Genomic DNA, 23,982 nt, shown 5'->3' with positions numbered 1-23,982 from the left:
TCAGGTGCCCTATGACCTGCCGGCCAGCAAGACCCGCAGCGTTTTCAAGACCCTGAGCACACCCGGCGGTGGTGGATATAACGAGCTGCGCATCGAGGATAAGAAAGGCCAAGAACAGATCTACATTCATGCTCAGCGGGACTGGGACGAGAACATTGAGCACGACCAGAAGATCCGCGTAGGGCATGAGCGACACGACATTGTCGAGGCCAACAGCTACACGGAATACAAGGCTGAGGAACACCGCACTACGGATGCAGACCGCAAGGTTGAGATCAAGACTAACGACCACCTCACCGTAGGGCAGAACCAGCATATCCAACTGGGAACAGCCCAACTCACCCAAGCTGGCCGGGAAATCCACCTGAAAGCCGGTCAAAAAATGGTCATCGAAGCAGGGATCGAACTTACCCTAAAGGCTGGCGGTAGCTTCATCAAGCTAGACCCCAGCGGCGTCACGATCATTGGTCCCATGGCCAAAATCAACGCAGGTGGCTCAGCCAGCAGCGGCTCGGGTATTGCGATTGAGCTTCCCCGCTTACCGGGCGAGGCGGATGTGGATAAGGCTGGGGTATTACTCACTCAAGCCTTAGTAAACGAATCCGAAAAGATTAAACGCAAGCCCAAACGAATGTTGAATTTCTCTAGCTGATAGAAACAAGCAAACCTATCAGGCAGTACATGGATTGTAGGTAATACAAGTGACGGAATTAAGTAGCGTTCAACAGTGGAGCTATCCCTTTAACTTAAAGGGAGAAGAAGGCCAATCCAGCAAGCCCGTAACTGACCCACTACAATACTTTGATGCTCTGGCGAAAGCTAAGGGTGGCTATTATCCCATTGGTAAAAATGGTTTGTGGCATGGTGGTGTCCATTTCGATAGTGGTACTGCCGCCTCTCTAGATCAATCAGCCATCCGCTGCATTGCAGATGGTGAAGTAGTTGCTTATCGAATCGACGACACCTACAAAAAGTCAAATTTCAGCAGTGGTGAAAAATTATTTTCTACCGGATTCGTTCTGGTCAGACATAAATTGGAGCTGCCTAAATTAGATGAACAAGCAAACGCTACCAACATTCCTGCAGAACAGCCCTCTTTAATCTTTTACAGCCTGTATATGCATCTATTGGATTGGGCAGGTTATACAAAAGAAAACGCACCTACACCGCCTAACTTTCTTAACAAAGCCGTATATACCGTAAAGGCGGATAAAGCGACTGACGTGGTTAAGGGCCTACGAGTACGCACAGCGCCCAGAAACGGCCAGATTAAGGCTGTCCTACCTAAGGGCACTAGAGTCAAGCTAGGTGAGCAAAGCGCGACCAATAATAAATGGTACCGCTTGGTTAGTATCTTAGAAGGGCAAGCGTTACCCGCCATCAATCTGGATGAGGAGTGCTGGATATTTGAGGGCCAGCTTGACCATACCGATGTTTCAGATGAGCGTTTAGTTGGCGTCAAGGCTAATGACACTGAGCCGACACTGGCACCGCAGAAAGGACTAAACATACGTAAGGCTGCCACAGGTGCAGATAAAAACCTGCTTACAGGACTAATACCTGTAGATGTAACCTTTACTTTGGAAGCAGATACTGGTCGTTATTGTAAGATCAAAGAATTTATTTCAGGTCAAAACATCCTTCCTCTTAAAGAAGACTGCTTAAAGAATATTAGTGGTTATGTATATAAAGAATGTCTACAGGCCAGTAGAACCCCACCTACGTTAAATGATATTCATGTTCTGGATTCGCCCCACCCTATAAGGGCCGGGGAAATCATAGGACATTTAGGTATCTATCAAAACCACGACGATACTGCTGCTGAACCCATGCTCCATTTGGAAGTGTTCAGCTGCGAAGACGTCCCTGCGTTCATAGAAAAAACCAAAGCTGCAGCAGCGAGCCTTCCTGATGATAAAAAGAATTTACTTAAAATTCACAAGGGGGATAGTAAATTAATAAGCCATCGCTCTGATATTAGCGCGTCTAATCCCCCCAAGATTTCGGATGCAGGGAACCTAATTGGAGTAGACATGGTTTTCAATCTTGAAGTACTCAACAATTATCCTCAAGATCGAAAGATTACTGTAACCGAGACATCGCCGGGTAGTACAACTAGCAAAACTAGAACTTGGTGGCGCCTAGATAATATCTTAGCGGACCAGCAGGGAAACAAAATTAGTGGATGGCTTACAGAACAGTCCGAACTTACTACGCGTCACAGTCCTTGGGAATGGGAAGGATTTGACTTTATTAGCGAGACGCCGTGCAACCTGGACCATCTAGCCTGCCACTTTGATAATTCGGGCCAGCTAGATGAGAGCGAGCAGGCAGATTATGCGGCACGTATCGATCTTTCGGATAACGGTCCGATCAAAAAGCGCCTATATGACATTATAGACACTAACAATGACAAAAGGCTTTCTTCTGAAGAGATCAAAGCCGCTTTAGCTTTTCCTTGGAATGCTCAGCCAATGTGTCAATTTATTGCCAGCTACACAAGCGAATGGTATTGGGAACCGACATATTGGGATAGTTTAGATAATCTAATGGGCCACATCACTGAGGAGCCAAATTTATTTTGGACCGAAGAAAAGAGAAGAATCAAAAGCTTAAGCTTTCTTAATAGACTTAAAGAGAGCGGAAAAATTATCGAAAACAAACTGTGGCACCTAAACTTCTTAAGCATAGTATCTAACCACAAGAAAATCGAAGATTTTTTAATAACAAGAGAACAGCTTTCAGAGATTATGTCTTCTTCTCCTCAAGACACAATAGAAAAATATATTATACCTATAAACAAAACACTAAAATTATTTGAAATAAACACACCTTTGCGCATAGCTCATTTCTTGGCTCAGATAGCGCATGAAACAAATGAGCTAAAAAATGTTGAAGAGCTAGCCTCAGGTAAAAACTATGAGGGGCGAGATGACTTAGGGAATAACCAACTTGGTGATGGTCCAAAATTTAAAGGTAGAGGACTTCTTCAAATAACTGGCCGTAAAAACTATACAGATTGCCAAAACTTTTTGAATGGCGTTCCTGAGTATTCCTCGTTAGATATAACGTCTTCTACCGATAGTGCTAGAGCCCTTGCTAACGATCCGATGTTAGCCGCTATGGCATCAGGTTATTTTTGGTTATATTTGAAGCCGAAATTAAACTCTAAGGCAGACAACGATGACTTATTTTGGGTATCCGTTTATATAAATGGATGGGCACCGCAGGAAGACCCCTATTACCCTGAACGCTCCAGAGAGCCTAACCACATGAGGGATAGGGCCAGAATGTTACAGAAAGCTAAAAAAGCCTTAGGTATAGAATAATGAAATGGACAACCCTGTTATTATTGGCAATTTTAACAAAATCCTGTTTTGCAGAGGATTTAAAAATAATTGAGAAATTTCCTATCCAAGGACAAATAGGAAACCAAACTATTTTCATGATGTTGGTAAGGGAAGACAGCGAGGTACATGGAACCTATTATTATATAAAATATAAAACTCCAATCAAATTAACAGGAAAATGGAATTATAGCTCTTTAAGTCTTATAGAAAACCAAGATCAAACAAAAGCTGAAATAGATGCAAAAATTGATGAGAACTTAAACATAGCAGGAAAGTGGACAGGAAATAAGAAATATGATTTTACTGGAAATATTTTGATAAACCCTTACAAAAATATATTTGAAAATATAGCTATTAAAACAAGCAGCAACAATGAATACTATCTAATGGTTTACTTTAAAAGCAAAAAAATCCAAGAAATACCTTTAGATATTGAACCTAACATAAACGCAATTTATCTGGATGACTTTAATTTTGATGGTTATCCTGACCTTCAAGTTCCTGATATAACCTCAGGGGCTAACTCTTCTTATATTATATACATATACAATCCTAAACAAGAAGAATATGAATTAGCTCCGAAAGAAATTAGAAACCTAACAAACCCAAAAGTAGACCATTACTTAAGAGAAATAAAATCTATAATACGAGAAAACTGTTGCAGCTATAAAGCTAAAATAATAACCTCCTCAACAATAAAAAGATCCGAATTCGACTATCTCAAAGAAAAAGGCGTAGAGACAACACTTTACCTAAACAACAATCTAGAAACGAAAAAATCGATTAGCAAAGAGTACTTCGAAAAAATTTACATGAAATAATAAATAACACTATTTATAATAACCTTTTAATCCGCTCTATCAGTAGCACCGGAAACTTATCAAACCATGCCTGATTCAAGGGCGAGGGATGTGGAAGTGGGTATAGCGTAAACACGTGCCCTTTCCCCTCCTCTGCCGTCAGCGTGACCTCGGTATGGTTTGTAAAACGATCTTCGCTTTTCCAGAAGGCTTCCAGGCGTTGTTTCTCTTCTTTGGGTTGATCGATGGCAAACCAGAGGAAGGCCTCGCGACCGAAAGTGATGATGGTGCGGCCATGCCACTGTTCGATTAATAACTGTCGCATGAGTGGGTGAAAGCGTTTCTTGATCTTTTCGGACCAGGCTTTATTGCCGATGGGCTTATACGGCACGGTGTTGGCCCAGAAAAACTCCTGGCTCAGGGAGCGGCCCGCGTCAAAGTCTGGCATGGGCTTGCCATGCAAGTGCTCATAAATGACCTTGCGAGCGATCTGTCCGCCTGCACCAATAAAGGGTTCGCCGTATTTGACCTCATCACGCCCCGGATCCCGACCAAAGAAACCAACAGGTGCATCCTTACGCCCTAAGCCAATAATGGGATCCAGTGGATCCTTTTGGTACTTCTCATAGACCTCTGTATCGATGCCTTCAATGGTGCTAGCGATCTCACGAAAGGCTTGTTGCATCTTTGGGTCGAGAGGCATAGGACATCCTTAGTAATCGGCTTCTTGTTTATGTGACCGATCAGAAAGGCAAAGAATTCATGGATTCGGGTAGCGCTCCGCCCCATACCCATTTTCTCAATCGCATCGATAGCAGCTTCACGCCGACCAATTGCCGTTCCGTTACGGTGCAATGGGGTAAACTCCCCCGCCTCACATCTATAGGGATAGCCATACATGTTGATCAAGGCGCTGCGAATTGGCCTGGGCCAAACCATTGTTGGGCTGGATCTGCTGACACGCCCGCGTAAGCTCAAGCGAAGCGCCGAGGCGCAGAAGCAGGTAGAAGAGCAAACAGCCGGACTTGCGCTGTATCAGTTTCAGGCATGTCCATTCTGCGTAAAGACGCGCCGAGCCATGCACAAGCTGAACCTGCCCATTGCTCTACGTGACGTCAAGAAGGATCCGGAGCACCGCGAAGCCTTGTTGGCAGGTGGCGGACGTATCAAGGTGCCTTGCCTCCGGATCGAGGAAGAAGGCCGTACCGCCTGGATGTATGAGTCCAACGATATCATTGCGTATCTGAACAAACGTTTCGCGCCAGCGAGCCGCTAAATGAAAAAGCCCGATCATGTCGGGCTTTTTTATAGCTTTATCGCTTGCACTGATTACAGATCGGCTTCTTCTACTTTACGGACTTTAGTAGCGTCGATGGCATATGAGGCTTCGGCCAAATCGTTATCTACCTTTTCGATCTTCATCGCCCCTATAACCCAATAAGGCTCGTAGATATCCGGTAAGGGAACGCCCTTTGGAAAGCGCACCAGTACGATCTGGTTAGGCGGTGGCGGTGGAACATGGATGCAGGCACCTGGATAGGGCACCAGGAAAAATTCAGTGAAATTGCCTTTGCTGTTGCTTTCCAGCGGAACCGGATAACCGCCCAGGCGAATTGTCTTCCCATTCATGGCAGCCACTGTGCGCGTGGAGTGCATGACGGCCGGCAGGTTGCTGTCTTTTTGCTTGAGTCCGCCCTTGCTCTCAAAACCGCCTGGTAATTCGGGCGTGTCATGGGTGATCTCGGGCATGTCTTCCAGTGCCTTGCGATCCGATTCTGGCATGAGGGCCAGCCAATCGGTCTCAGGCGGCTCGCCTTCTCGGGCTACGGCAGTTGTAATCTGGGAAAAAAGAAGCAGTACGGCGAGGATGAGATAGCGCATGGCAAGAAGAGTATCGGGCAATTGGGTTGCACTAGTGTGAAGCTTCTTGGCGTTGAACCCAACTGCCCGGACGGGAAATTAACGACGCTTGGTCACCATACCCCAGATGAACAGGACGATGATGGCACCGACGACTGCTCCAATGAAACCGGCGCCCTCGCCTGCACGGTAGATACCGATAGCCTGACCGCCGTAGGTGGCAACCAGCGAGCCGACGATACCCAGGATGATCGTCATGATCCAACCCATGCTGTCGTCGCCAGGCTTGAGGAAACGTGCGATCAAGCCAACGATGAGGCCGATGATGATGGTTCCAATAATGCCCATGAATCTTTCCCCTTCTGTGGTTTGCTCGATACGGCATGTGCCGCTTGCTTAATCCGACAGTAGGAAAAACGCAGGGGTTCAGCAAAATTTTTATCAAGCGAAGCGGAACTCGGACCCTCGTGCGAAGAGGGCCCGTTTCGGTCACGCTTTAATCAAGGTTTCGACGTCAGCAATACGTGCTTTCAATGTGGCCGCATCGCTGCAACGCAGTGTGGCATGCCCAACCTTGCGGCCCGCCTTGAACGCCTTGCCATAATGATGCAGGTGACAATCATCGATCTGCAGAACCTGCTCCACGGCCGGGACCTTGCCGATGAAGTTAAGCATGGCGCTCTCACCAACCTTCGCGGTTGAACCCAGCGGCAGACCTGCTACAGCGCGCAAATGGTTCTCGAACTGGCTGCTTTCGCTGCCCTCGATGGTCCAATGACCAGAGTTATGCACACGGGGAGCAATTTCATTGGCCTTCAGCCCACCATCGACCTCAAAGAACTCGAACGCCAGCACGCCGACATAATCGAGCTTGTCGAGTACACGGCCTACGTAGTCCTCCGCCAGCGCCTGCAAGGGATGGTCTGTACTGGCAATAGACAGCCGCAGGATTCCGCTTTCGTGGGTGTTGTGTACCAGTGGATAGAAACGTGTCTCGCCGTTACGAGCACGTACGGCAATCAACGACACCTCGCCGCTAAACGGCACAAAGCCTTCAAGAATGCACGGTACACTACCCAGCTCGGCAAAGGCGCCTTCGACATCCGCTTGGCTGCGCAGGACCTTCTGACCCTTGCCGTCATACCCTAGGGTACGTGTCTTCATCACAGCCGGCAGACCGATGCGTACGGCGGCAGCGTCAAGGTCAGCCTGGGATTGGATGTCGGCAAACTCAGGCGTCGGGATGCCCAGATCCTTGAACATGGTTTTTTCGAACCAGCGATCACGGGCGATACGCAAGGCTTCCGCCGAGGGAAAAACCGGAACGAACTGGGATAGGAACGCGACGGTTTCAGCGGGCACACTCTCGAATTCGAATGTGACCAGATCGACCTCATCCGCCAGCTGACGCAGGTGGTCCTGGTCGCTGTAGTCGGCTCGAATGTGCTCGCCCAATGCGGCAGCGCAGGCATCCGGAGCAGGGTCCAGAAACGCAAAATCCATACCCAGCGGAGTACCCGCCAGCGCCAGCATGCGGCCCAGTTGGCCACCACCGATGACTCCGATTTTCATCAGGCTTCCCTCGGATCCGGATTGTCCAGAACGGTACGCGTCTGCTCCTCACGGAAGCGATTCAGCGCCTCGTGATACTCGGGATACTTGCCGCCCAGAATACTGGCCGACAACAGCGCCGCGTTGATAGCGCCCGCCTTGCCGATGGCCAGGGTGGCGACAGGAACGCCCGCTGGCATCTGTACGATCGACAGGAGTGAGTCGACGCCTGACAGCATGGAAGACTGCACCGGCACGCCCAGTACAGGCAAATGCGTCTTGGCTGCACACATACCTGGCAGATGTGCTGCACCGCCTGCGCCTGCAATGATGACCTCGATGCCGCGCCCCGCCGCTTCTTCAGCGTACTGGAACAGCAGGTCGGGAGTCCGGTGGGCAGAGACCACCTTCACTTCAAAGGGAATGCCCAGCTTTTCCAGCATGTCGGCGGTGTGGCTCAAGGTAGACCAGTCGGACTTGGAGCCCATGATCACGCCTACGAGTGCGCTCATCGTCGTGCCTCTTGTCAGGCGCCCGCAGGCGCATCAGAAACCAACAAGCCACGTCGGAGGACCGCACGTGGCTTGTATATGCAGACCGGTATGTAGACCGGCCTCAGGGGCCACTGAGTATACCGTAAAGCCAGACCGGACAAAGAGGTTGAACGACCTTTTATAACGACGGGTTATTTCATGTCTGGCTGCCTGTCCAGAGGCACTTCAAGCAGTCGTCCCAGCGCCTGCTTCGAGCTTGCGCCATAACAGCCTCACCGCTGCCTTGCGCACGAGCGAGCAGCGATACAGGCGAATCTCCAGTGGAATCTGCCATTGCTCACCGCCACAAGGCACCAGCTCTCCCCGGGAGAGCTCGGCGGTCACACTCAGATGCGGCACCCAGGCAATGCCCAGCCCCTGTAAGGCCATGCTCTTGAGGCTATCGGCCATGGCCGTCTCGTAGACAGTGGTATAGCGCAGCTTGCGCTGACGTAGCAGCAAATTGACCGAGCGCCCGAGAAAGGCCCCGGCACTATAGGCAAGCAAGGGAAAGTTCTGGCCACTCTCCAGGTCGTACAACGGCGAGCCATCTTCCCGGGCTGCACACACGGGCAGCATTGAGGTCAGCGCCAGATGAATAGAAGGGAAGATCTCCGGATCCATCTGCAAGGCGGCGTCAGGATCGTAAAACGCCATCATGAGATCGCAGCCGCCTTCCCTCAAGGCATGAACCGCTTCGCCGACGTTGGTGGCAATCAGACGACTCGCAATGTTGAGCCCTTCGCTTCGCAGACGAGCAATCCATCCCGGAAAGAACCCCAGCGCCAGGGAGTGTGCCGCCGCAAATTGCAGCACCTCGCCCTGCCCGCCTTCCAAGTGATGAAGGTGGCGGATCACTTCGCCAAGCTGCTCCACCACACTGCGCGCGGTGACCAGAAAGAGCTGTCCGGACTCGGTCAGCGATACTGGTGTACGCGATCGGTCAATCAGGGTCAGCCCCAGGCTTTGCTCCAGGCTGCGAATACGTCGGCTGAACGCAGGTTGAGTCACGAAGCGGCGCTCGGCCGCCTGGGAAAAACTATGGGTGGCAGCCAGGGCAATAAAGTCTTCAAGCCATTTCAGTTCAAGGTTCATGGTCATACTCAAGGGGATGGATACGCCTGCCGATCCCGACGCGTCACATCACATCATATGCAATTTCGGCATAGGGTGCGCCGATACAGCATTGGTCAGCGTCTGGCTGGAAGCCTTATTGTATAACGCATCAGGCTTTTGCCACCCACCGGGAAGTGATCCCCTATCATGTCCGAATCTGCATTATCTCGCCTCGAAAAAGATCTGCTTGGTACCCTCGAAGTCCCCGCTGAAGCCTATTACGGCATTCAGACGCTGCGTGCGGTCAACAACTTCCGCCTCTCCGGCGTTACGCTGTCTCACTACCCCAAGCTGGTCGTTGCGCTGGCGATGGTGAAGCAGGCCGCTGCCGAGGCGAACTATCGCCTGGGCTATCTGCCGGGAGACAAGTACGAAGCCATCGTGATGGCCTGTACCAAGATCATCAACGGTGAATACCACGACCAGTTCGTGGTGGACATGATTCAGGGTGGCGCGGGTACGTCCACCAATATGAACGCCAACGAGGTTATTGCCAACGTGGCGCTGGAAGTCCTCGGTCATGGCAAGGGTGAGTACAAATACCTGCACCCGAATAATGATGTAAACATGGCGCAGTCCACTAACGATGCCTACCCAACAGCGATCCGCCTGGGTTTGCTGCTGGGCCATGACACCCTGCTTTCCAGCCTGGAGAGCCTGATCGAGTCGCTGTCAGGCAAGGCGGTGGAATTCGCCAGTGTTCTGAAGATGGGTCGTACCCAGCTTCAGGACGCTGTACCGATGACCCTCGGCCAGGAGTTCCGTGCCTTCGCTACTACGCTGGGCGAGGATCTAGGCAAATTGAAAACCATTGCGCCGGACCTGCTGACCGAAGTGAACCTGGGTGGTACGGCTATCGGTACCGGCATTAATGCGGATCCTGGCTATCAAACCTTGGCCGTGCGCAGCCTGGCTGAAATCAGTGGCCAACCGCTCAAGCCTGCCGCCGATCTGATCGAGGCCACCTCCGACATGGGTGCCTTCGTACTGTTCTCCGGCATGCTCAAGCGCCTGGCGGTCAAGCTGTCCAAGATCTGCAACGACTTGCGCCTGCTCTCCAGCGGCCCGCGTACCGGCATCAATGAGATCAATCTGCCAGCCCGTCAGCCAGGCAGTTCGATCATGCCGGGTAAAGTGAATCCCGTTATTCCAGAAGCCGTTAATCAGGTCGCCTTCGAGGTGATCGGCAATGATCTGGCGCTGACCCTGGCAGCTGAAGGCGGACAGCTTCAGCTTAACGTGATGGAGCCCTTGATCGCCTACAAGATCTTTGACTCGATCCGCCTGCTCAAGCGTGCCATGGACATGCTGCGCGAGCACTGCATCGATGGCATCACGGCTAACGTCGACCGCTGCCGCGAGCTGGTGGAGCATTCCATTGGCCTGGTCACGGCGCTCAACCCTTACATCGGCTACGAGAACTCGACCCGTATTGCGCGTATGGCGCTGGAAACCGGCCGTGGTGTGCTGGAGCTGGTCCGAGAAGAAAACCTGCTCGACGAGATGACCCTGGCTGACATTCTTCGCCCGGAAAACATGATCGCTCCGCGCCTGGCGCCGAAAAAACTCAACGCTTAACCGGCGCTCCTCACACCCCCTCGTGAGGAGCTTTGAGCGGGTGCCCTCGGGTGCCCGCTTTTTTTTGAAGCTCTCTAAATCAGGCTTATCAGCCACATACGTTATCAAAGGCAGGTGGTTTTTACCGCTTGCCCGTTGCAACAAGCAGCACTGTTTCAATAGATCCTTTGAGGCAGTTAGATTTGATCTCTTCTGCTCTCTTCTGGATGATACGCGCGCTAACCTTGCCGCCTGCCGTGTTTCCGGCTCGCACACCTTGCGATTTAGGGGTTCTGTCATACCCTTGGGTTGGCACTGAAGGCAGCGGATATCCCATTGATGGCTTACCGCTCGCCCACATAATGCCTTGGCCAGGAATTATCCGGAGCCCAGGTGCTTCCATTACTACAATTAGGCGAAAGCACTCATGCTTGATCTCCTGAATGACTTTCTTTGGGGCAAACTGCTCATTGTCGGCCTGATTGGCCTGGGTATTGTCTTTACCTTGTTTTCGGGCTTCGTGCAGTTCCGCTATTTAGGCAGCATGTTCGGCATCCTTGGTGAAGCCTTTCAACGAAAACCCGGACAATTGAGCTCCTTCCAGGCGCTGATGCTTAGCGTGGCGGGCCGTGTAGGTGCCGGTAACATTGCAGGGGTTGCGGTTGCCGTTACGCTGGGTGGTCCAGGGGCGGTCTTCTGGATGTGGGTAGTAGCTCTGCTAGGCATGGCTACAAGCTATTTCGAATGTGCATTGGCCCAGCTGTACAAGCGTAGCGATGGCAACGGCCTGTACCGGGGCGGCCCTGCCTTCTATATTCAGCATGGCTTGAAGCAGCGCTGGCTGGGTATCCTGTTTTCGATCCTGCTGTTGGTGACGTTTGGTCTGGGCTTCAGCGCACTGCAGTCCTATACGATCGCCTCCTCGCTCTCCGACTCGCTGGGCCTGCCTACGCTGGTTACCGGGCTGGTCTTCACGGCAGTAATAACCCTGATCATCTTTGGTGGCGTGGTACGGATCGCCAAGGTAGCCGACATTCTGGTACCGGTAATGGCGCTGTCTTACATAGCCATTGCGCTGGGTGTAATCGTTCTGCACATTGATCGTGTTCCCGAGGCGTTGACCCTGATCGTACGCAGTGCCTTTGGCCTTGAACCTGCGTTTGCCGGTGGCCTGGGTGCAGCGCTGATGATGGGCGTCAAGCGTGGCCTGTTCTCCAACGAGGCGGGTCTGGGTAGTGCTCCAAACGTGGCCGCCGTAGCGGAAGTTTCCCACCCGGCAGCCCAGGGCGTTGTGCAGTCCTTCAGCGTATTCATTGATACCCTGATCATCTGTACCTCCACCGCACTCATCATCCTGCTGTCTGGCGTCTATGAGCCGGGCGCCGATATCCCCGGTGTTGTTCTGACCCAGACGGCACTGGCCGCGACGGTTGGCGAGTGGGGCCGTGTCTTCATCAGTATCGCCCTGCTGCTGTTCGCCTTCACAACGATCATCTACAACTATTATCTGGGTGAGAATGCCTTGAGCTTCTTCACCAAGAGCCGCGTGGCGCTGATGATCTATCGGGTTCTGGTGGTGGCGCTGGTGATCTGGGGCTCACAACAAGACCTGACTACCGTGTTCGGCTTTGCCGACCTCACCATGGGCTTGCTGGCAGTGGTCAACCTGATCTCCCTGGCATTCCTGTTCAAGGTGGGTCTGCGCATCATGCGTGACTATGACCGTCAGATCCGGGCAGGAAAAAAGGTTCCAACATTCGACCCCAAAGACTTTGCCGATCTGGATCTTGATCCGGCGGTCTGGAAAGCCTCTGCCTCGGCCAAGGACATGACAAAGCCATGATTCAAACCGGTCACTCACAACGCCTGATGGTGCTTTATACCGGCGGCACCATCGGTATGCAGGCCACCGAAAACGGTTTGGCGCCCGCCTCAGGCTTTGAGGCACGCATGCGTGCCTTTCTGGCCCAGGCGCCTGAGCGGGCGTTACCGGAGTGGCATTTCCGGGAGGTGCTGCCTCTGATGGACAGCGCCAACATGACGCCAACCTATTGGCTAGCGCTCAGTGCAGCTATAGTCGAGGCAGCCAAACAGGGCTACACCGGCGTACTGGTGCTGCATGGAACCGATACGCTGGCCTACACCGCGGCGGCAATGAGTTTTCACCTGCTAGGGCTCGATATTCCTGTTGTACTGACAGGCTCGATGCTTCCGGCCGGCGTACCGGACAGCGACGCCTGGGAAAACCTGGACGGTGCCTTGCAGACGCTTGCAGACGGTGCCCCCGAGGGCGTGCACGTTTACTTTCACGGCGAGCGGTTACATGCGGCCCGCTGCAGCAAGATTCGCAGCTTTGGCCGTCATCCATTTAAGACACTGGCGCGCCAGCGGCTGGCCCAACCACGTCAGGCTGTACCCGCCGAGCTAAAGGCGGGCCAAGCCAGACAGGTTGCCCAAGTAGCGGTTCTACCACTGTTTCCGGGCATCTCGGCTCAGCACGTATCTGCCCTTGTAGGTACCGGCGTGCAGGGCCTGGTGCTCGAATGCTATGGCAGCGGAACAGGTCCCAGCGGCAATGATGCTTTCCTGACCAGCCTGAGCGAAGCGTCTGCCAAGGGCGTTGTACTGCTTGCCGTCACGCAGTGCCACGAAGGGGGCGTCGAACTCGATGTCTACGAGGCAGGCAGCAGGCTGCATGCCTGCGGCGTTGTGTCGGGTGGCGGCATGACACGCGAGGCGGCTGTCGCCAAACTGCAGGTGCTGATTGGCTCGGGCTTAGCGCCTGAGCAGGTCAACCACTGGCTGCAGCAGGATCTCTGCGGCGAGCTTGGCGAATAAGCCATACGAAAAAAGGGCCCCGAAGGGCCCTTTTTTTCACCTACCGCTTAGCAACCGGTCAGCTGAGTAACAGGACGTTCACCCGGGAAGAACACCGGACGAATACGGACTCCTACGCTGTTGCCGATAAAGGCTGCGACCAGCCACAGCCAGCCATGCAGACTGCCGGAGGCGATACCACTAAAATACGCCCCGATGTTGCAACCGTAGGCCAGACGTGCGCCATAGCCCAGGAGCAGGCCCCCTATCATGGCAGCTACCAGCGAGCGCGTCGGAATCTTCAGACTGGGCGCGAAGCGTCCAGCCAGACCCGCGGCAATCAATGCCCCCAGGATGATGCCGAAATTCATCACGCTGGTAACATCGAGCCACACAGGCTGGCTTAGGGCCTTGGCGTTAGCCGGCAATTGCCAGAAGTCCCAGCTGGCAACATCGATACCTAGCAGCTGAGCGCCTTTGGCACCCCAGACCGCAAAGGCTGACGTGATCCCCCACGGACGACCCGCCAGGGCCAGCGTACAGAAGTTCAGGATCGCCAAGGCAATAGCGCCCCAAACCAGCGGCCACGGCCCGCGCAGAAAACGCGCTGCGCCTTGATGCTCATTGGGTACCGTCGCTTCCAGACTGCCATAGCGACGGCGCTCCAGACGCACCGTCATCCAGGCAATAAAGGCAAACAGCGCCAGGCTGACTGCAATACCTGGCACAACGCCCAGGCTGGTCACCAGGGAAATCTTGGGCAATGAAGGCAACGCGAACCACCACCCCAGATGATGCGTAGCGATAACGGAGCCGATTACGAAGAACAGCAGCGTTACCAGCATGCGTGCGTTACCACCCCCCACCGTAAACAAGGTACCGGAAGCACAACCGCCGCCTAACTGCATACCGATGCCAAAGATAAAGGCACCGATTACAACGGAGGTTCCTGCAGGCGATACCAAGCCGGTAACCGGCTGGCCAAACAGCGTACCGGCACCTAGGGCCGGGAAAAACAGCACAACGGCAATGGCCAGCATGAGCATCTGAGCACGCAGGCCCGCGCCACGCCGGTCACGAATGAACACCCGCCAGGCAGACGTGAATCCGAAAGCGGCATGATAAAGCGTCAGCCCCAGTGCACCGCCCAGGATGAACAGCAAAGCTTGCCGTCCGCTGACAGCCATATCCAAAAACACAGCCCCCAGAACCACCAGCCCCAGCGCCACTACTGGCGTGGTGATCTGGCGAGGCGCCGTGGACGTAATAGAAAGGCTCATTGAGAATCCTCGACATCATTAAGCCTGACTATTTTAGTCAAGAATTAGCGCGATACCAATATCTAAATGTCATATCCACCATTAAGACGGCTATTAGTCCGCTGGTCCGGTGAAGATTACAGGATGTGAACTATTTCGCTAAATTTGGTCTTTTGGTGATGGCAAAACGCTACATCCCTAAAGGCCAGGTGCTGCTCATTCATGAGCTCTACCGTGAGCTTCGCACTTTCAAACAGGTTCCGGCATGACCTTATCCAGCGATCTTGGCAAGCAAATCGAGATTGATATTGCTTATCCGTCTCGCGTGCTGATGTTTAGCGCCATGGTCGAGAATCAATACCAAGACGATATCCACAGGCGGCGCAAGCGACATATCTATCGGTCACATGTAACCGCTTTCTTCGCCTATAACAGCTTTCTTCTTTGTGAATGGCTAATGTTGAAGGACATTTTCTTTCAAGCCATTCTCTGGCATTTATTTTGCGCCTCGCTGCCAACACTGGCCTGTCTTTTTACCCTGAAGAAAACGAATTCTTATCGACTCAGGGAGGTCTGTGCCTGGCTGCCCTGCCTTGCAGGATTTATCGCCGCGGTAGCCATTATCCTGTCGTCCTCGTCACCGGACAGAGCCTTGTGTCTGTTTTCACTTCCTTTGATCCTGATCTACGCTAATAACACCACGGCGTTGCCGTTCCGATACGCTTTGCCTTTTACGATACTGGTACTTCCAATCATCGTGGGCTGCGCCTTTACCGTAAACATGACCTTTCCCCAAGGGCTGTTTGCTACCTGCATTGCTCTGGTCACCGGTGCCTTTTCCCTACTGGCCAATTTCTGGCTGGAGCGCTCGGAGCGGTATTCCTATCTGCTTAATCTCAGGGAAAAACTGCGTGTTCAGAGTCTTTCCAGTACGAACCGTACCCTGCAGACGCTTTCAGATACCGACTCGCTGACCGGTATCGCCAACCGCCGCTATTTCGTCGCACAACTGGATGATCTGTGGAATCGGTACGAAGCAGGCGGTGCGCCTTTCTCTCTGCTGATCCTGGACGTTGACCACTTCAAGCGCTTCAACGACCTGTATGGGCATCCGGCCGGTGATAACTGCCTGCAGTGCATTGTTTCTGCCTTGCGTGAGCAGCTGCGCGAAGTCGATCTACTGGCCCGGTACGGAGGTGAAGAGTTTGCCGTTCTCCTGCCTAACTGCACCCTGGAACAGGCTCATATCACCGCCGAGCGCCTGCGGGCCGCCATTGAAACATTGGGCATTCCTCATCAGGCCCGGGGCGACGAGCTGCTGATTGTCTCCATCAGCATTGGCGCAGCGTGCAGCGATCAGGAATCACCCCAGCCGGATGATCAGTCGCAATTGATTGAATTCGCCGACCGCGCGCTTTATCGGGCCAAACGGCTGGGACGTAATCAGATTGCATTGGCCAGCCGAGCGGACAGCCAACTCTTCGAGACGCCCGATGGCCTGCCCGAATTGAAGCCGGCCGATTTGCGTCGCGCTCTGGATGAGGGTCGGCTGTACATGCAGTACCACTCGATCCATGAATGCTCGAGCACAGAAGTCGTCGGCTATGAAGCCCTACTCCGCTGGGATGACCCGGCCCGGGGTCTGGTATCACCTGACTTTTTTATCCCTCTGGCCGAGCGAAGCGGATTCATCCTGGAGCTGGGCGAGTGGGCCCTGCGTACCGCCTGCCATCAGGCCGTTCAATGGCCAAAGGCCTATTCTCTTTCGGTAAATGTCTCGCCGCTGCAATTCGCCGATCCAAATTTCGCCGCGCGGGTAACCGAGGTCTTGAGAGAAACCAAGCTGGCGCCTTCACGCCTGATCCTTGAGTTGACCGAAGGTGTTCCCTTGAACATTACCCCTCAGGTCCGTGAGACGTTCGCCACCTTGCAAGCGTCCGGTATCCGCCTATCGCTGGATGACTACTGCACTGGGCATTCCAATATCGCCTATCTGCTTGCGCTACCGTTCAATACCGTAAAGATCGATTCTTCCATTATTCAGGTGGAAGATGCTGATAAGCGCCGAGCCCTGCTCAAGTCTCTGGTCGACATGAGCCGCGCATTTGGTGCCAGGATCATTGCTGAGGGTATCGAGACCCAGGAGCACCTGGATCTCTTGTGTGAGCTGGGGTGTGATCTGGCCCAGGGCTTTTTCCTGGCAGAACCCCTCCTGCCGGAAGCTCTGGCACATCAACACACCCGTTGGACGGCAGAGCGGGCCGCTTTTTAAGCGCTACCGGCTCTGCCGCTGGCTCAAGCCTCGATCTCGACCAGAACCTCGCCTGGATTGACGCGATCGCCTTTCGCCACGTGTACAGCCTTGACGGTTCCGTTGATAGAGGCCTGGATCTCGGTCTCCATTTTCATCGCCTCGGTGATAAGTACCGACTGACCCGCCTTGACCACATCACCTTCCTTGACCAATACATCGACGATATTACCCGGCATGGTCGTACTGACATCCCCAGGCGCGCTGGCCTGACGGCGCTTGCCATCACCGCCTGAAACGTAGCTATTGAGCGGCTCGAAGACCACCTCTTCCGGCATACCATCAATGGACAGATAAAAGTGCCGCTTGCCCTCGCTCTTCAGACCGATACCCGTGATATCCACCCGATAGCTTTCACCGTGTACATCAATCACGAATTCAGTCGGCACGCCTTCACGCGCCAGAGGCGTACCGCTTCCATCCGGGATGGGCAGCAGCTCTTCAGGCTGCAAGGTTCCGGCTGCACGCTCCTCCAGAAACTTGCGTCCGATATCCGGGAACATGGCAAACGTCAGGACATCTTCCTCGCACCGGGCAAGCTCTCCTGCCTCTCGGCGCAGGTTATCGAGTTCCGGCTTGAGCAAGTCGGCTGGACGCACCTCGATCACTTCCTCATTACCAATGGCTCGCTTGCGCAGCAGCTCGCAGACCTTGCCGGGTGCCTTGCCGTAACGGCCCTGCAAATACAGTTTCACTTCATTGGTGATGGTCTTGTAGCGCTCTCCCGCTAGGACATTGAAAAAGGCCTGGGTACCAACGATCTGTGATGTCGGCGTCACCAGCGGTGGATAACCCAGATCGGCGCGTACACGGGGAATTTCTGCCAGCACCTCGCCCATGCGATTGAGTGCACCCTGCTCGCGCAGCTGGTTGGCCAGGTTGGAGATCATCCCGCCCGGCACCTGATTGACCTGTACGCGGGTATCCACTCCCGTAAATTCGCTTTCGAACTGGTGATACTTCTTGCGAACGGCATGAAAGTACAGGCCGATCTCCTGCAGCAGCTCAAGGTCCAGCCCCGTGTCATAGGGCGTTCCACGCAACGCGGCAACCATGGATTCGGTCCCTGGATGGCTGGTCCCCCACGCCAGGCTGGAAATAGCGGTATCGATATGATCCGCTCCGTTTTCCACCGCCTTGAGCTGGCACATGGCAGCTACACCGGCCGTGTCATGGGAGTGAATAAACACCGGCAGATCCAATGCCTCTTTTAATGCCTTTACCAGCTCCCCCGTGGCGTAGGGTGTAAGCAACCCAGCCATGTCCTTGATCGCAATGGAATCTACGCCCATGCCTGCCATGGTCCGCCCCATCTCGACGAACGCCTCGACGGTATGCACCGGGCTGGTTGTATAAGCAATGGTGCCTTGGGCGTGCTTGCCATTTTTCTTAACAGCCTTGATAGCCGTTTCCAGATTGCGCACATCGTTCATGGCATCGAAAATCCGGAAGACGTCGATTCCGTTTTCCGCCGCCTTGGCCACAAAGGCCTCGACCACATCGTCGCTATAGTGGCGATAACCCAACAGGTTCTGGCCCCGCAGCAGCATTTGCAAACGAGTATTGGGCAAGGCAGCCCGCAACGTGCGCAAACGCTCCCACGGGTCTTCTTTCAGAAACCGCACACAGGCATCGAACGTCGCGCCGCCCCAGACTTCCAGTGACCAATACCCGACCCGATCCAGCTTGTCGCAGATGGGCAGCATGTCTTCCGTACGCATGCGCGTTGCCAGCAGGGATTGGTGTGCGTCACGCAACACGGTATCGGTAACAAAGATCTTCTTGGACATTCTTGTTTTCCTCACAGGCCGGCATGGGCGGCAATGGCGGCCGCGATGACCAGGGCCAGTTGCTCGGGGTTACGCTTGATCGAGTACTGCGTCAGCTCTGGATGGCTTTCCACAAAGCTCGTATTGAATTGGCCGCTACGAAATTCCGGGTTGCGCAAAATCGCTTCGTAATAAGGTGCGGTGGTCTTCACACCCTGCACCCGCATGTCATCCAGCGCCCGTAGGCCCCGCTCCAGCGCTTCCTCCCAGGTCAGCGCCCAGACAATCAGCTTCAAGCACATGGAGTCGTAGAACGGTGGAATCACATAGCCGGTATAGATGGCGGTATCCGTGCGCACCCCAGGGCCACCAGGTGCGTAATAGCGGGTGATCTTCCCAAAGCTGGGCAGAAAGTTGTTTTTAGGGTCTTCCGCATTGATACGAAACTGCAGGGCAAATCCACGATGGATGATGTCCTCCTGCTTGACCGACAGCGGTTGTCCAGCGGCAATCCGGATCTGCTCACGAACGATATCGATCCCGGTGATTTCCTCGGTGATCGTATGCTCGACCTGAACCCGGGTATTCATCTCCATGAAGTACACCTCGCCTTCCGCGAGCAGGAACTCCACCGTACCGGCATTCTCGTATCCGACCGCCTTGGCAGCGCGTACCGCCAGATCGCCAATATAGGCACGCTGCTCAGGTGTCAGCTGCGGGCTGGGTGCAATCTCGATGAGCTTCTGGTTGCGGCGCTGGATCGAGCAGTCCCGTTCGAACAGGTGAACGGTATTGCCCAGGCTGTCCGCCAGAATCTGAGCTTCGATATGCTTGGGATTGACGATGCACTTCTCGAGAAATACTTCAGCACTACCAAACGCCTTGGTTGCTTCGGAAATGACGCGGGGATAGGCCTGCTCTAGTTCTTCACGGCTATTACAACGCCGGATACCACGGCCGCCACCACCAGACGTGGCCTTGAGCATCACCGGATAGCCGATGCGCTCTGCTTCGATCAGTGCCTCATTCAGATCGGCTACGTTTCCTTCGGTGCCGGGGGTACAGGGCACGCCTGCTGCAATCATGCTGCGACGCGCCTCGGTCTTGTCTCCCATCCGCCGAATAACTTCAGCACTAGGGCCGACAAATTTGATCCCGCGCTGCGCACAGATCTCTGCCAGCTCGGCATTCTCGGATAAGAAGCCATACCCCGGATGTAACGCATCACACCCAGTCTCAACTGCCAGGTTTACGAGCTTGCGAGGGTTCAAATAGCCTTCGAGCGGATCGCTGCCGATGCTATGTGCTTCATCGGCCCGTTTTACATGCAACGCATGGCGGTCAGCCTCTGAATAGATGGCTACCGAGCGAATACCCATTTCGGCACAGGCACGCACGATACGTACCGCAATTTCGCCACGATTGGCGATGAGGATTTTCTTGATCACACGCCGGCCTCTTGAGCGAGATAAGGAGCCCTTTGGGCATTTGTTCTTGTTCGCTCACAAACCTAGACGGCAATAAGGATTATGGAAAATCAATAATTATTAGCGTATCTATAAGGTATTTCTTATAAATCAACGATGAGGTTGGCCCAGCCATGCGTAAACCCTTGATGCGTATCACCTTACGTCAGCTGCAAGTGTTTGAGGCCGTATGCGAGACACGCTCCTACAGCCGTGCAGCTGACGTCATGGCCCTAACGCAACCGGCCGTCAGCCTGCAGATTCGCCAGCTGGAAGAGCTGCTCGGACAACCACTGTTTGAATACAGTGGCAGAACCCTTTACCTGACCGAAGCCGCCGATGCCTTGCTGCGCGCCGGACAGGATATCTTTGGACGCCTCAACAGTCTCGATATGCAGCTCTCCAATCTCCTGGGCTCGCTTCACGGACAACTCCGTCTGGGGGTAGAAACCAGCGCGCAATACCTGGCGCCCCATCTGTTCGCTGCCTTCAAGCAGCAGCACCCGGAGGTCAGTGTTCATCTCTGCGTGGGCAACCACGATCACATGCTCAGACGGCTGTCTGAAAACCGAGACGAAATCATGATCATGTCTCTGGTACCGTCAGACCGAGACCTGGAGTTTCTTCCCTTTCTCAACAACGAGATTGTTGCAGTGGCCGCTCCGGAACATCCTGTCAGCCAAACCGGCAGCCTTACCTTGAAGGACCTGAGCGATTGTCCGCTACTGGTACGAGAGTCGGGCTCCGGCACCCGTCAGGCATGTGACGAGTACTTCAAGCAAAAGCGAGCCCACTTTTCAGACGTACAGGAGCTGACCTCGCTGGAAGCCATACGGGAAGGTGTCATTGCCGGATTGGGTATTGCCCTGCTTCCACGACTGGCCGTCCATCGAGAGCTTAAGGCTGGTGTACTGTGCGAGCTATCGGTGCAGGAACTTCCACTTTGCCGCAGTTGGTGCGTGGTTCATCCGCGCAGCAAACGCCTGTCTCCTGTGGCACAGGCGTTTTTTAACTTCATTCGGGAAGAACGGAGTCGAATCGCCGCGCTAGCCGAACGAATCAGTGGGCTGAGAGCTGAGCGCTCATAGCGACCGAAGCAGAAAATAGTTCGGGATAATCCGTTAACTCCTGCTCCAGACGTAACTGCTCGTTGCGATCCTCAATGGCACGTCGAAAGGCCATTCGGCGTTGATCCGCCAGTTTACGGCGAGTTTTGGCGTCGAGAAAATCGCTGTCCATAGACATGGCCATACCGTATCTCCCAAGCAAAGATGGAGCCTTTAGCCTGCTCAGGAAAGATGACGGTTTGGCGAAGCCTTGGTGAAGCTTAAGGGACAGCCGAAGAGCTGCACCTGATCATCAATGCGAGTCGCGCTCGTCCTGATGTTTGATGCTCTTGGGTGATAACCGCAGGCTTCGCAGACTGCGCTTGACACCTTTGAGGTGGTTGACCAGCGTCGGGCCCCGGGACATCGCCACCCCCATCGCCAGCACATCGATAATGACCAGGTGTGCAATACGTGATGTCAGCGGCGTATAGATCTCGGTATCTTCCGGCACATCGATCGTCAGGCTGACATTGGCTAACTCTGCCAAAGGCGTCTGGCTTGGACAGATCGTGATCAGTTTGGCCCCACTGTCCCGGACCAGGTTGGCCGTGATCAACAGGTCTTTCGAGCGTCCCGACTGGGAAATACAGATCGCCGCGTCATCCGGCGTCAGGGTTGCCGCCGACATCGCCTGCATGTGGGGATCAGAATAGGCAAACGCACTGAGCAGAAGACGGAAGAACTTGTGCTGGGCATCCGTCGCCACGGCGCCAGAAGCGCCAAAGCCATAGAACATTACCCGCTTGGCCTTGGAAATCTCTTCGATAGCCTGCTCTAGCGCCTGCATGTCCAAGCGCTCGCGGATATCCATCAGCGTGTGCAGCGTGGTATCGAAAATCTTCAGGCTGAAATCGACAACCGAGTCGTTCTCATGGATGGCGAACTGTCCAAAACTCGCCCCTGAAGCCAGGCTCTGGGCCAGACGCAGCTTCAAGTCCTGAAAACCATCGCACCCAATAGCACGGCAGAACCGCACGATAGTTGGCTCACTAACCCCTACCTCATGAGCAAGATCCGCCATCGAACTGTGCATGACAGCCGCAGGATCCAGCATGACGTGCTCAGCCACCTTGAGCTCAGACTTGCGCAATAAATGGCGCGACTGGGCGATATGTTGCATCAGGTTCACAAGCGGCACTCGACTAGCAGAGGTGGAAAAGGCATGTAGTGGTACGTCTTTATACTACATCGACGCCAGGTCATTCATTCACTTAGTATTTCGCGTAATGGACATCTTTGCACTGAAGCCATAAGACAACCCGTCTACAGCGCAACTTTTGGCACACCCCCACCCGTCCACATCCTCGAAAAAAGCACAGACAAGGCGAGTTCACTCGCTTCTAGCGTAGTGCGCAAGATTTCTGCCTTAATGCGCAAAAAGCTGCGCACCTTTATGTGACAGCTGTCGCAAAGCTCATGCGGAACACACTTCATTAAATCATAACTTATTGATTAATAAAGAATTTATTTTATTGGCACAGGGTTTGTAATAGGTATGGCTCCCGGGCCAAGGGCCCACTATTCAGGCAAGGAGAGCATCATGCCAACACCCGCGTATCTGTCCCTCGAAGGCACCAAGCAAGGTCTGATCACTGCAGGCACCTTCACGGAAGACTCCGTCGGCAATATCTTCCAGGAAGGCCATGAAGACCAGATTCTGGTTCAGGCTTTCAATCACCAGGTCATCATCCCACGCGATCCGCAGTCCGGTCAGCCGACTGGTCAGCGTGTACACAAGCCGCTGATGATCACCAAGGTCTTCGACAAGTCCTCTCCGCTGATCTTCAACGCACTGACCTCCGGCGAGCGCCTGAGCAAGTGCCGCCTGGAGTGGTACCGCACTTCTGCTACTGGTACTCAGGAACACTACTTCACCATCGAGCTGGAAGACGCCATCATCGTTGACGTGCAGTCCCGCATGCCGAACTGCCAAGACCCGAACATGGCTCATTTCACTCACCTGGAAGACGTGTACTTCACGTACCGCAAGATCGTCTGGACTCACGAAGTATCCGGCACTTCCGGCTCCGACGACTGGCGCTCCCCGATCTCTGCTTAATTTCGCGGCGATCCGTCAGACAGGTGTGAATCGGTGTCGGCTTCTGATCCCCTCCAGAAGCCGATTGGTCAGAAACAGACCCGATTCACTGCCTGCTAACCGATTGAGGTGGCACAATGAGTCAAGCGCCATGATGTCTGGCATTGGCTCATTCCATGCTAGTACGGTTAGCCTTTTCGGCCAGGTTTCCTGGCCGAAATTGTTTTTGCGACGACCATCTGGAGGAACACGGAATGTTCAACCCAGCGAATACGACTCACTTTTCGCTATCCATTCACGGATCGACCTCAGATGGGGTCACGCCTGATTTCCAAGTCCTGAGCTTTACGGGACAGGAGTCGATCAGCCAGCCCTTTCGCTTTGACCTCGAACTGGTCAGCGAACGCCCCGACCTTGACCTTGAGGCCCTGCTGCATCAGCGCGCC

General features: G+C 53.9%; 22 protein-coding genes. 11 read left to right on the top strand and 11 right to left on the bottom strand.

The features are described from left to right. The 3 genes from B3729_RS09470 to B3729_RS09460 form a co-directional block, all read left to right on the top strand. Positions 1-652: bacteriophage T4 gp5 trimerisation domain-containing protein (locus B3729_RS09470; RefSeq protein WP_414704023.1), on the top strand; the 652-nt coding region annotated here is incomplete at its 5' end. A 49-nt stretch (positions 653-701) separates the two neighbouring features. Further along, positions 702-3,329: a hypothetical protein gene (locus tag B3729_RS09465; protein WP_286787717.1), complete on the top strand. Its 2,628-nt coding sequence runs from the start codon at positions 702-704 to the stop codon at positions 3,327-3,329. Next, complete coding sequence (locus tag B3729_RS09460) at positions 3,329-4,171, top strand: XAC2610-related protein (RefSeq protein WP_286787716.1); 843 nt, start codon at positions 3,329-3,331, stop codon at positions 4,169-4,171. The genes B3729_RS09465 and B3729_RS09460 overlap by 1 nt, the downstream gene beginning before the upstream one ends. Positions 4,172-4,184: 13 nt before the next feature. Here the strand turns inward: B3729_RS09460 and B3729_RS09455 are convergent, their stop codons facing one another. After that, positions 4,185-4,853: a uracil-DNA glycosylase family protein gene (locus B3729_RS09455; protein ID WP_286787715.1), complete on the bottom strand. Its 669-nt coding sequence runs from the start codon at positions 4,851-4,853 to the stop codon at positions 4,185-4,187. Between the two features lie 195 nt (positions 4,854-5,048). On the opposite strand from B3729_RS09455, the gene B3729_RS09450 reads away from it, so the two are divergent. Further along, positions 5,049-5,426, top strand: a complete 378-nt coding sequence (locus B3729_RS09450; RefSeq protein WP_010796292.1) for a glutaredoxin family protein — start codon at positions 5,049-5,051, stop codon at positions 5,424-5,426. 53 nt (positions 5,427-5,479) lie between these two features. On the opposite strand, the gene B3729_RS09445 is transcribed toward B3729_RS09450, so the two are convergent. From B3729_RS09445 to B3729_RS09425, 5 genes are all read right to left on the bottom strand, one after another. Continuing rightward, a complete protein-coding gene (locus tag B3729_RS09445) occupies positions 5,480-6,031 on the bottom strand; it encodes a DUF3299 domain-containing protein (RefSeq protein WP_019367492.1) in 552 nt (183 codons plus the stop codon). A gap of 78 nt (positions 6,032-6,109) precedes the next feature. Continuing rightward, on the bottom strand, positions 6,110-6,358 hold the full coding sequence (locus B3729_RS09440) for a GlsB/YeaQ/YmgE family stress response membrane protein (RefSeq protein WP_010796294.1): 249 nt from the start codon (positions 6,356-6,358) through the stop codon (positions 6,110-6,112). Positions 6,359-6,499: 141 nt separating this feature from the next. Beyond that, positions 6,500-7,582 carry a 5-(carboxyamino)imidazole ribonucleotide synthase gene (locus B3729_RS09435; RefSeq protein ID WP_286787714.1) on the bottom strand — a complete coding sequence of 361 codons (1,083 nt, stop codon included), beginning with the start codon at positions 7,580-7,582 and terminating at the stop codon, positions 6,500-6,502. Then, positions 7,582-8,073, bottom strand: coding sequence for a 5-(carboxyamino)imidazole ribonucleotide mutase (gene purE / locus B3729_RS09430; protein ID WP_019367489.1), 492 nt, complete (start codon positions 8,071-8,073; stop codon positions 7,582-7,584). Before purE ends, B3729_RS09435 begins: the two co-directional genes overlap by 1 nt. Positions 8,074-8,280: 207 nt before the next feature. Then, complete coding sequence (locus tag B3729_RS09425) at positions 8,281-9,189, bottom strand: LysR substrate-binding domain-containing protein (RefSeq protein ID WP_010796297.1); 909 nt, start codon at positions 9,187-9,189, stop codon at positions 8,281-8,283. A 168-nt stretch (positions 9,190-9,357) separates the two neighbouring features. Here B3729_RS09425 and aspA point away from each other — a divergent pair, with 168 nt between their 5' ends. The 3 genes from aspA (at position 9,358) to B3729_RS09410 (ending at position 13,605) form a co-directional block, all read left to right on the top strand. Next, entirely contained in the window at positions 9,358-10,788 is a 1,431-nt protein-coding gene (gene aspA / locus B3729_RS09420; protein WP_010796298.1) for an aspartate ammonia-lyase, read from the top strand. 406 nt (positions 10,789-11,194) lie between these two features. Next, on the top strand, positions 11,195-12,610 hold the full coding sequence (locus B3729_RS09415) for an alanine/glycine:cation symporter family protein (protein ID WP_286787713.1): 1,416 nt from the start codon (positions 11,195-11,197) through the stop codon (positions 12,608-12,610). Next, positions 12,607-13,605, top strand: coding sequence for an asparaginase (locus tag B3729_RS09410; RefSeq protein ID WP_286787712.1), 999 nt, complete (start codon positions 12,607-12,609; stop codon positions 13,603-13,605). The genes B3729_RS09415 and B3729_RS09410 overlap by 4 nt, the downstream gene beginning before the upstream one ends. 47 nt (positions 13,606-13,652) lie before the next feature. On the opposite strand, the gene B3729_RS09405 is transcribed toward B3729_RS09410, so the two are convergent. Continuing rightward, positions 13,653-14,864: a YeeE/YedE family protein gene (locus tag B3729_RS09405; protein WP_286787711.1), complete on the bottom strand. Its 1,212-nt coding sequence runs from the start codon at positions 14,862-14,864 to the stop codon at positions 13,653-13,655. Positions 14,865-15,108: 244 nt separating this feature from the next. Here B3729_RS09405 and B3729_RS09400 point away from each other — a divergent pair, with 244 nt between their 5' ends. Continuing rightward, the gene (locus B3729_RS09400) at positions 15,109-17,115 is read left to right on the top strand and encodes a putative bifunctional diguanylate cyclase/phosphodiesterase (protein ID WP_286787710.1); all 2,007 of its coding nucleotides are present in this window, start codon (positions 15,109-15,111) and stop codon (positions 17,113-17,115) included. A gap of 23 nt (positions 17,116-17,138) precedes the next feature. On the opposite strand, the gene oadA is transcribed toward B3729_RS09400, so the two are convergent. Beyond that, positions 17,139-18,944, bottom strand: coding sequence for a sodium-extruding oxaloacetate decarboxylase subunit alpha (oadA, locus tag B3729_RS09395; protein WP_286787709.1), 1,806 nt, complete (start codon positions 18,942-18,944; stop codon positions 17,139-17,141). A gap of 11 nt (positions 18,945-18,955) precedes the next feature. Further along, the gene (locus tag B3729_RS09390; RefSeq protein WP_010796304.1) at positions 18,956-20,371 is read right to left on the bottom strand and encodes an acetyl-CoA carboxylase biotin carboxylase subunit; all 1,416 of its coding nucleotides are present in this window, start codon (positions 20,369-20,371) and stop codon (positions 18,956-18,958) included. 152 nt (positions 20,372-20,523) lie between these two features. On the opposite strand from B3729_RS09390, the gene B3729_RS09385 reads away from it, so the two are divergent. Next, positions 20,524-21,477 carry a LysR family transcriptional regulator gene (locus B3729_RS09385; RefSeq protein ID WP_150348392.1) on the top strand — a complete coding sequence of 318 codons (954 nt, stop codon included), beginning with the start codon at positions 20,524-20,526 and terminating at the stop codon, positions 21,475-21,477. Here the strand turns inward: B3729_RS09385 and B3729_RS09380 are convergent. Next, the gene (locus tag B3729_RS09380; RefSeq protein WP_010796306.1) at positions 21,449-21,640 is read right to left on the bottom strand and encodes a PA3496 family putative envelope integrity protein; all 192 of its coding nucleotides are present in this window, start codon (positions 21,638-21,640) and stop codon (positions 21,449-21,451) included. The two genes, B3729_RS09385 and B3729_RS09380, sit on opposite strands and share 29 nt — an antisense overlap. A gap of 108 nt (positions 21,641-21,748) precedes the next feature. After that, the gene (gene hexR, locus B3729_RS09375) at positions 21,749-22,627 is read right to left on the bottom strand and encodes a transcriptional regulator HexR (RefSeq protein WP_026004183.1); all 879 of its coding nucleotides are present in this window, start codon (positions 22,625-22,627) and stop codon (positions 21,749-21,751) included. Between the two features lie 411 nt (positions 22,628-23,038). Here hexR and B3729_RS09370 point away from each other — a divergent pair, with 411 nt between their 5' ends. Together B3729_RS09370 and B3729_RS09365 are read left to right on the top strand one after the other, a co-directional pair. Next, positions 23,039-23,557, top strand: coding sequence for an Hcp family type VI secretion system effector (locus tag B3729_RS09370; protein ID WP_010796308.1), 519 nt, complete (start codon positions 23,039-23,041; stop codon positions 23,555-23,557). A 233-nt stretch (positions 23,558-23,790) separates the two neighbouring features. Next, a partial coding sequence (locus B3729_RS09365; RefSeq protein WP_286787708.1) for a hypothetical protein occupies positions 23,791-23,982 on the top strand: 192 nt, incomplete at its 3' end.

Source organism: Pseudomonas sp. UBA3149 (genome assembly GCF_002364655.1).
GTDB lineage: Bacteria > Pseudomonadota > Gammaproteobacteria > Pseudomonadales > Pseudomonadaceae > Chryseomonas > Chryseomonas luteola.
This window is presented reverse-complemented; position numbering and strand designations above follow the sequence as displayed.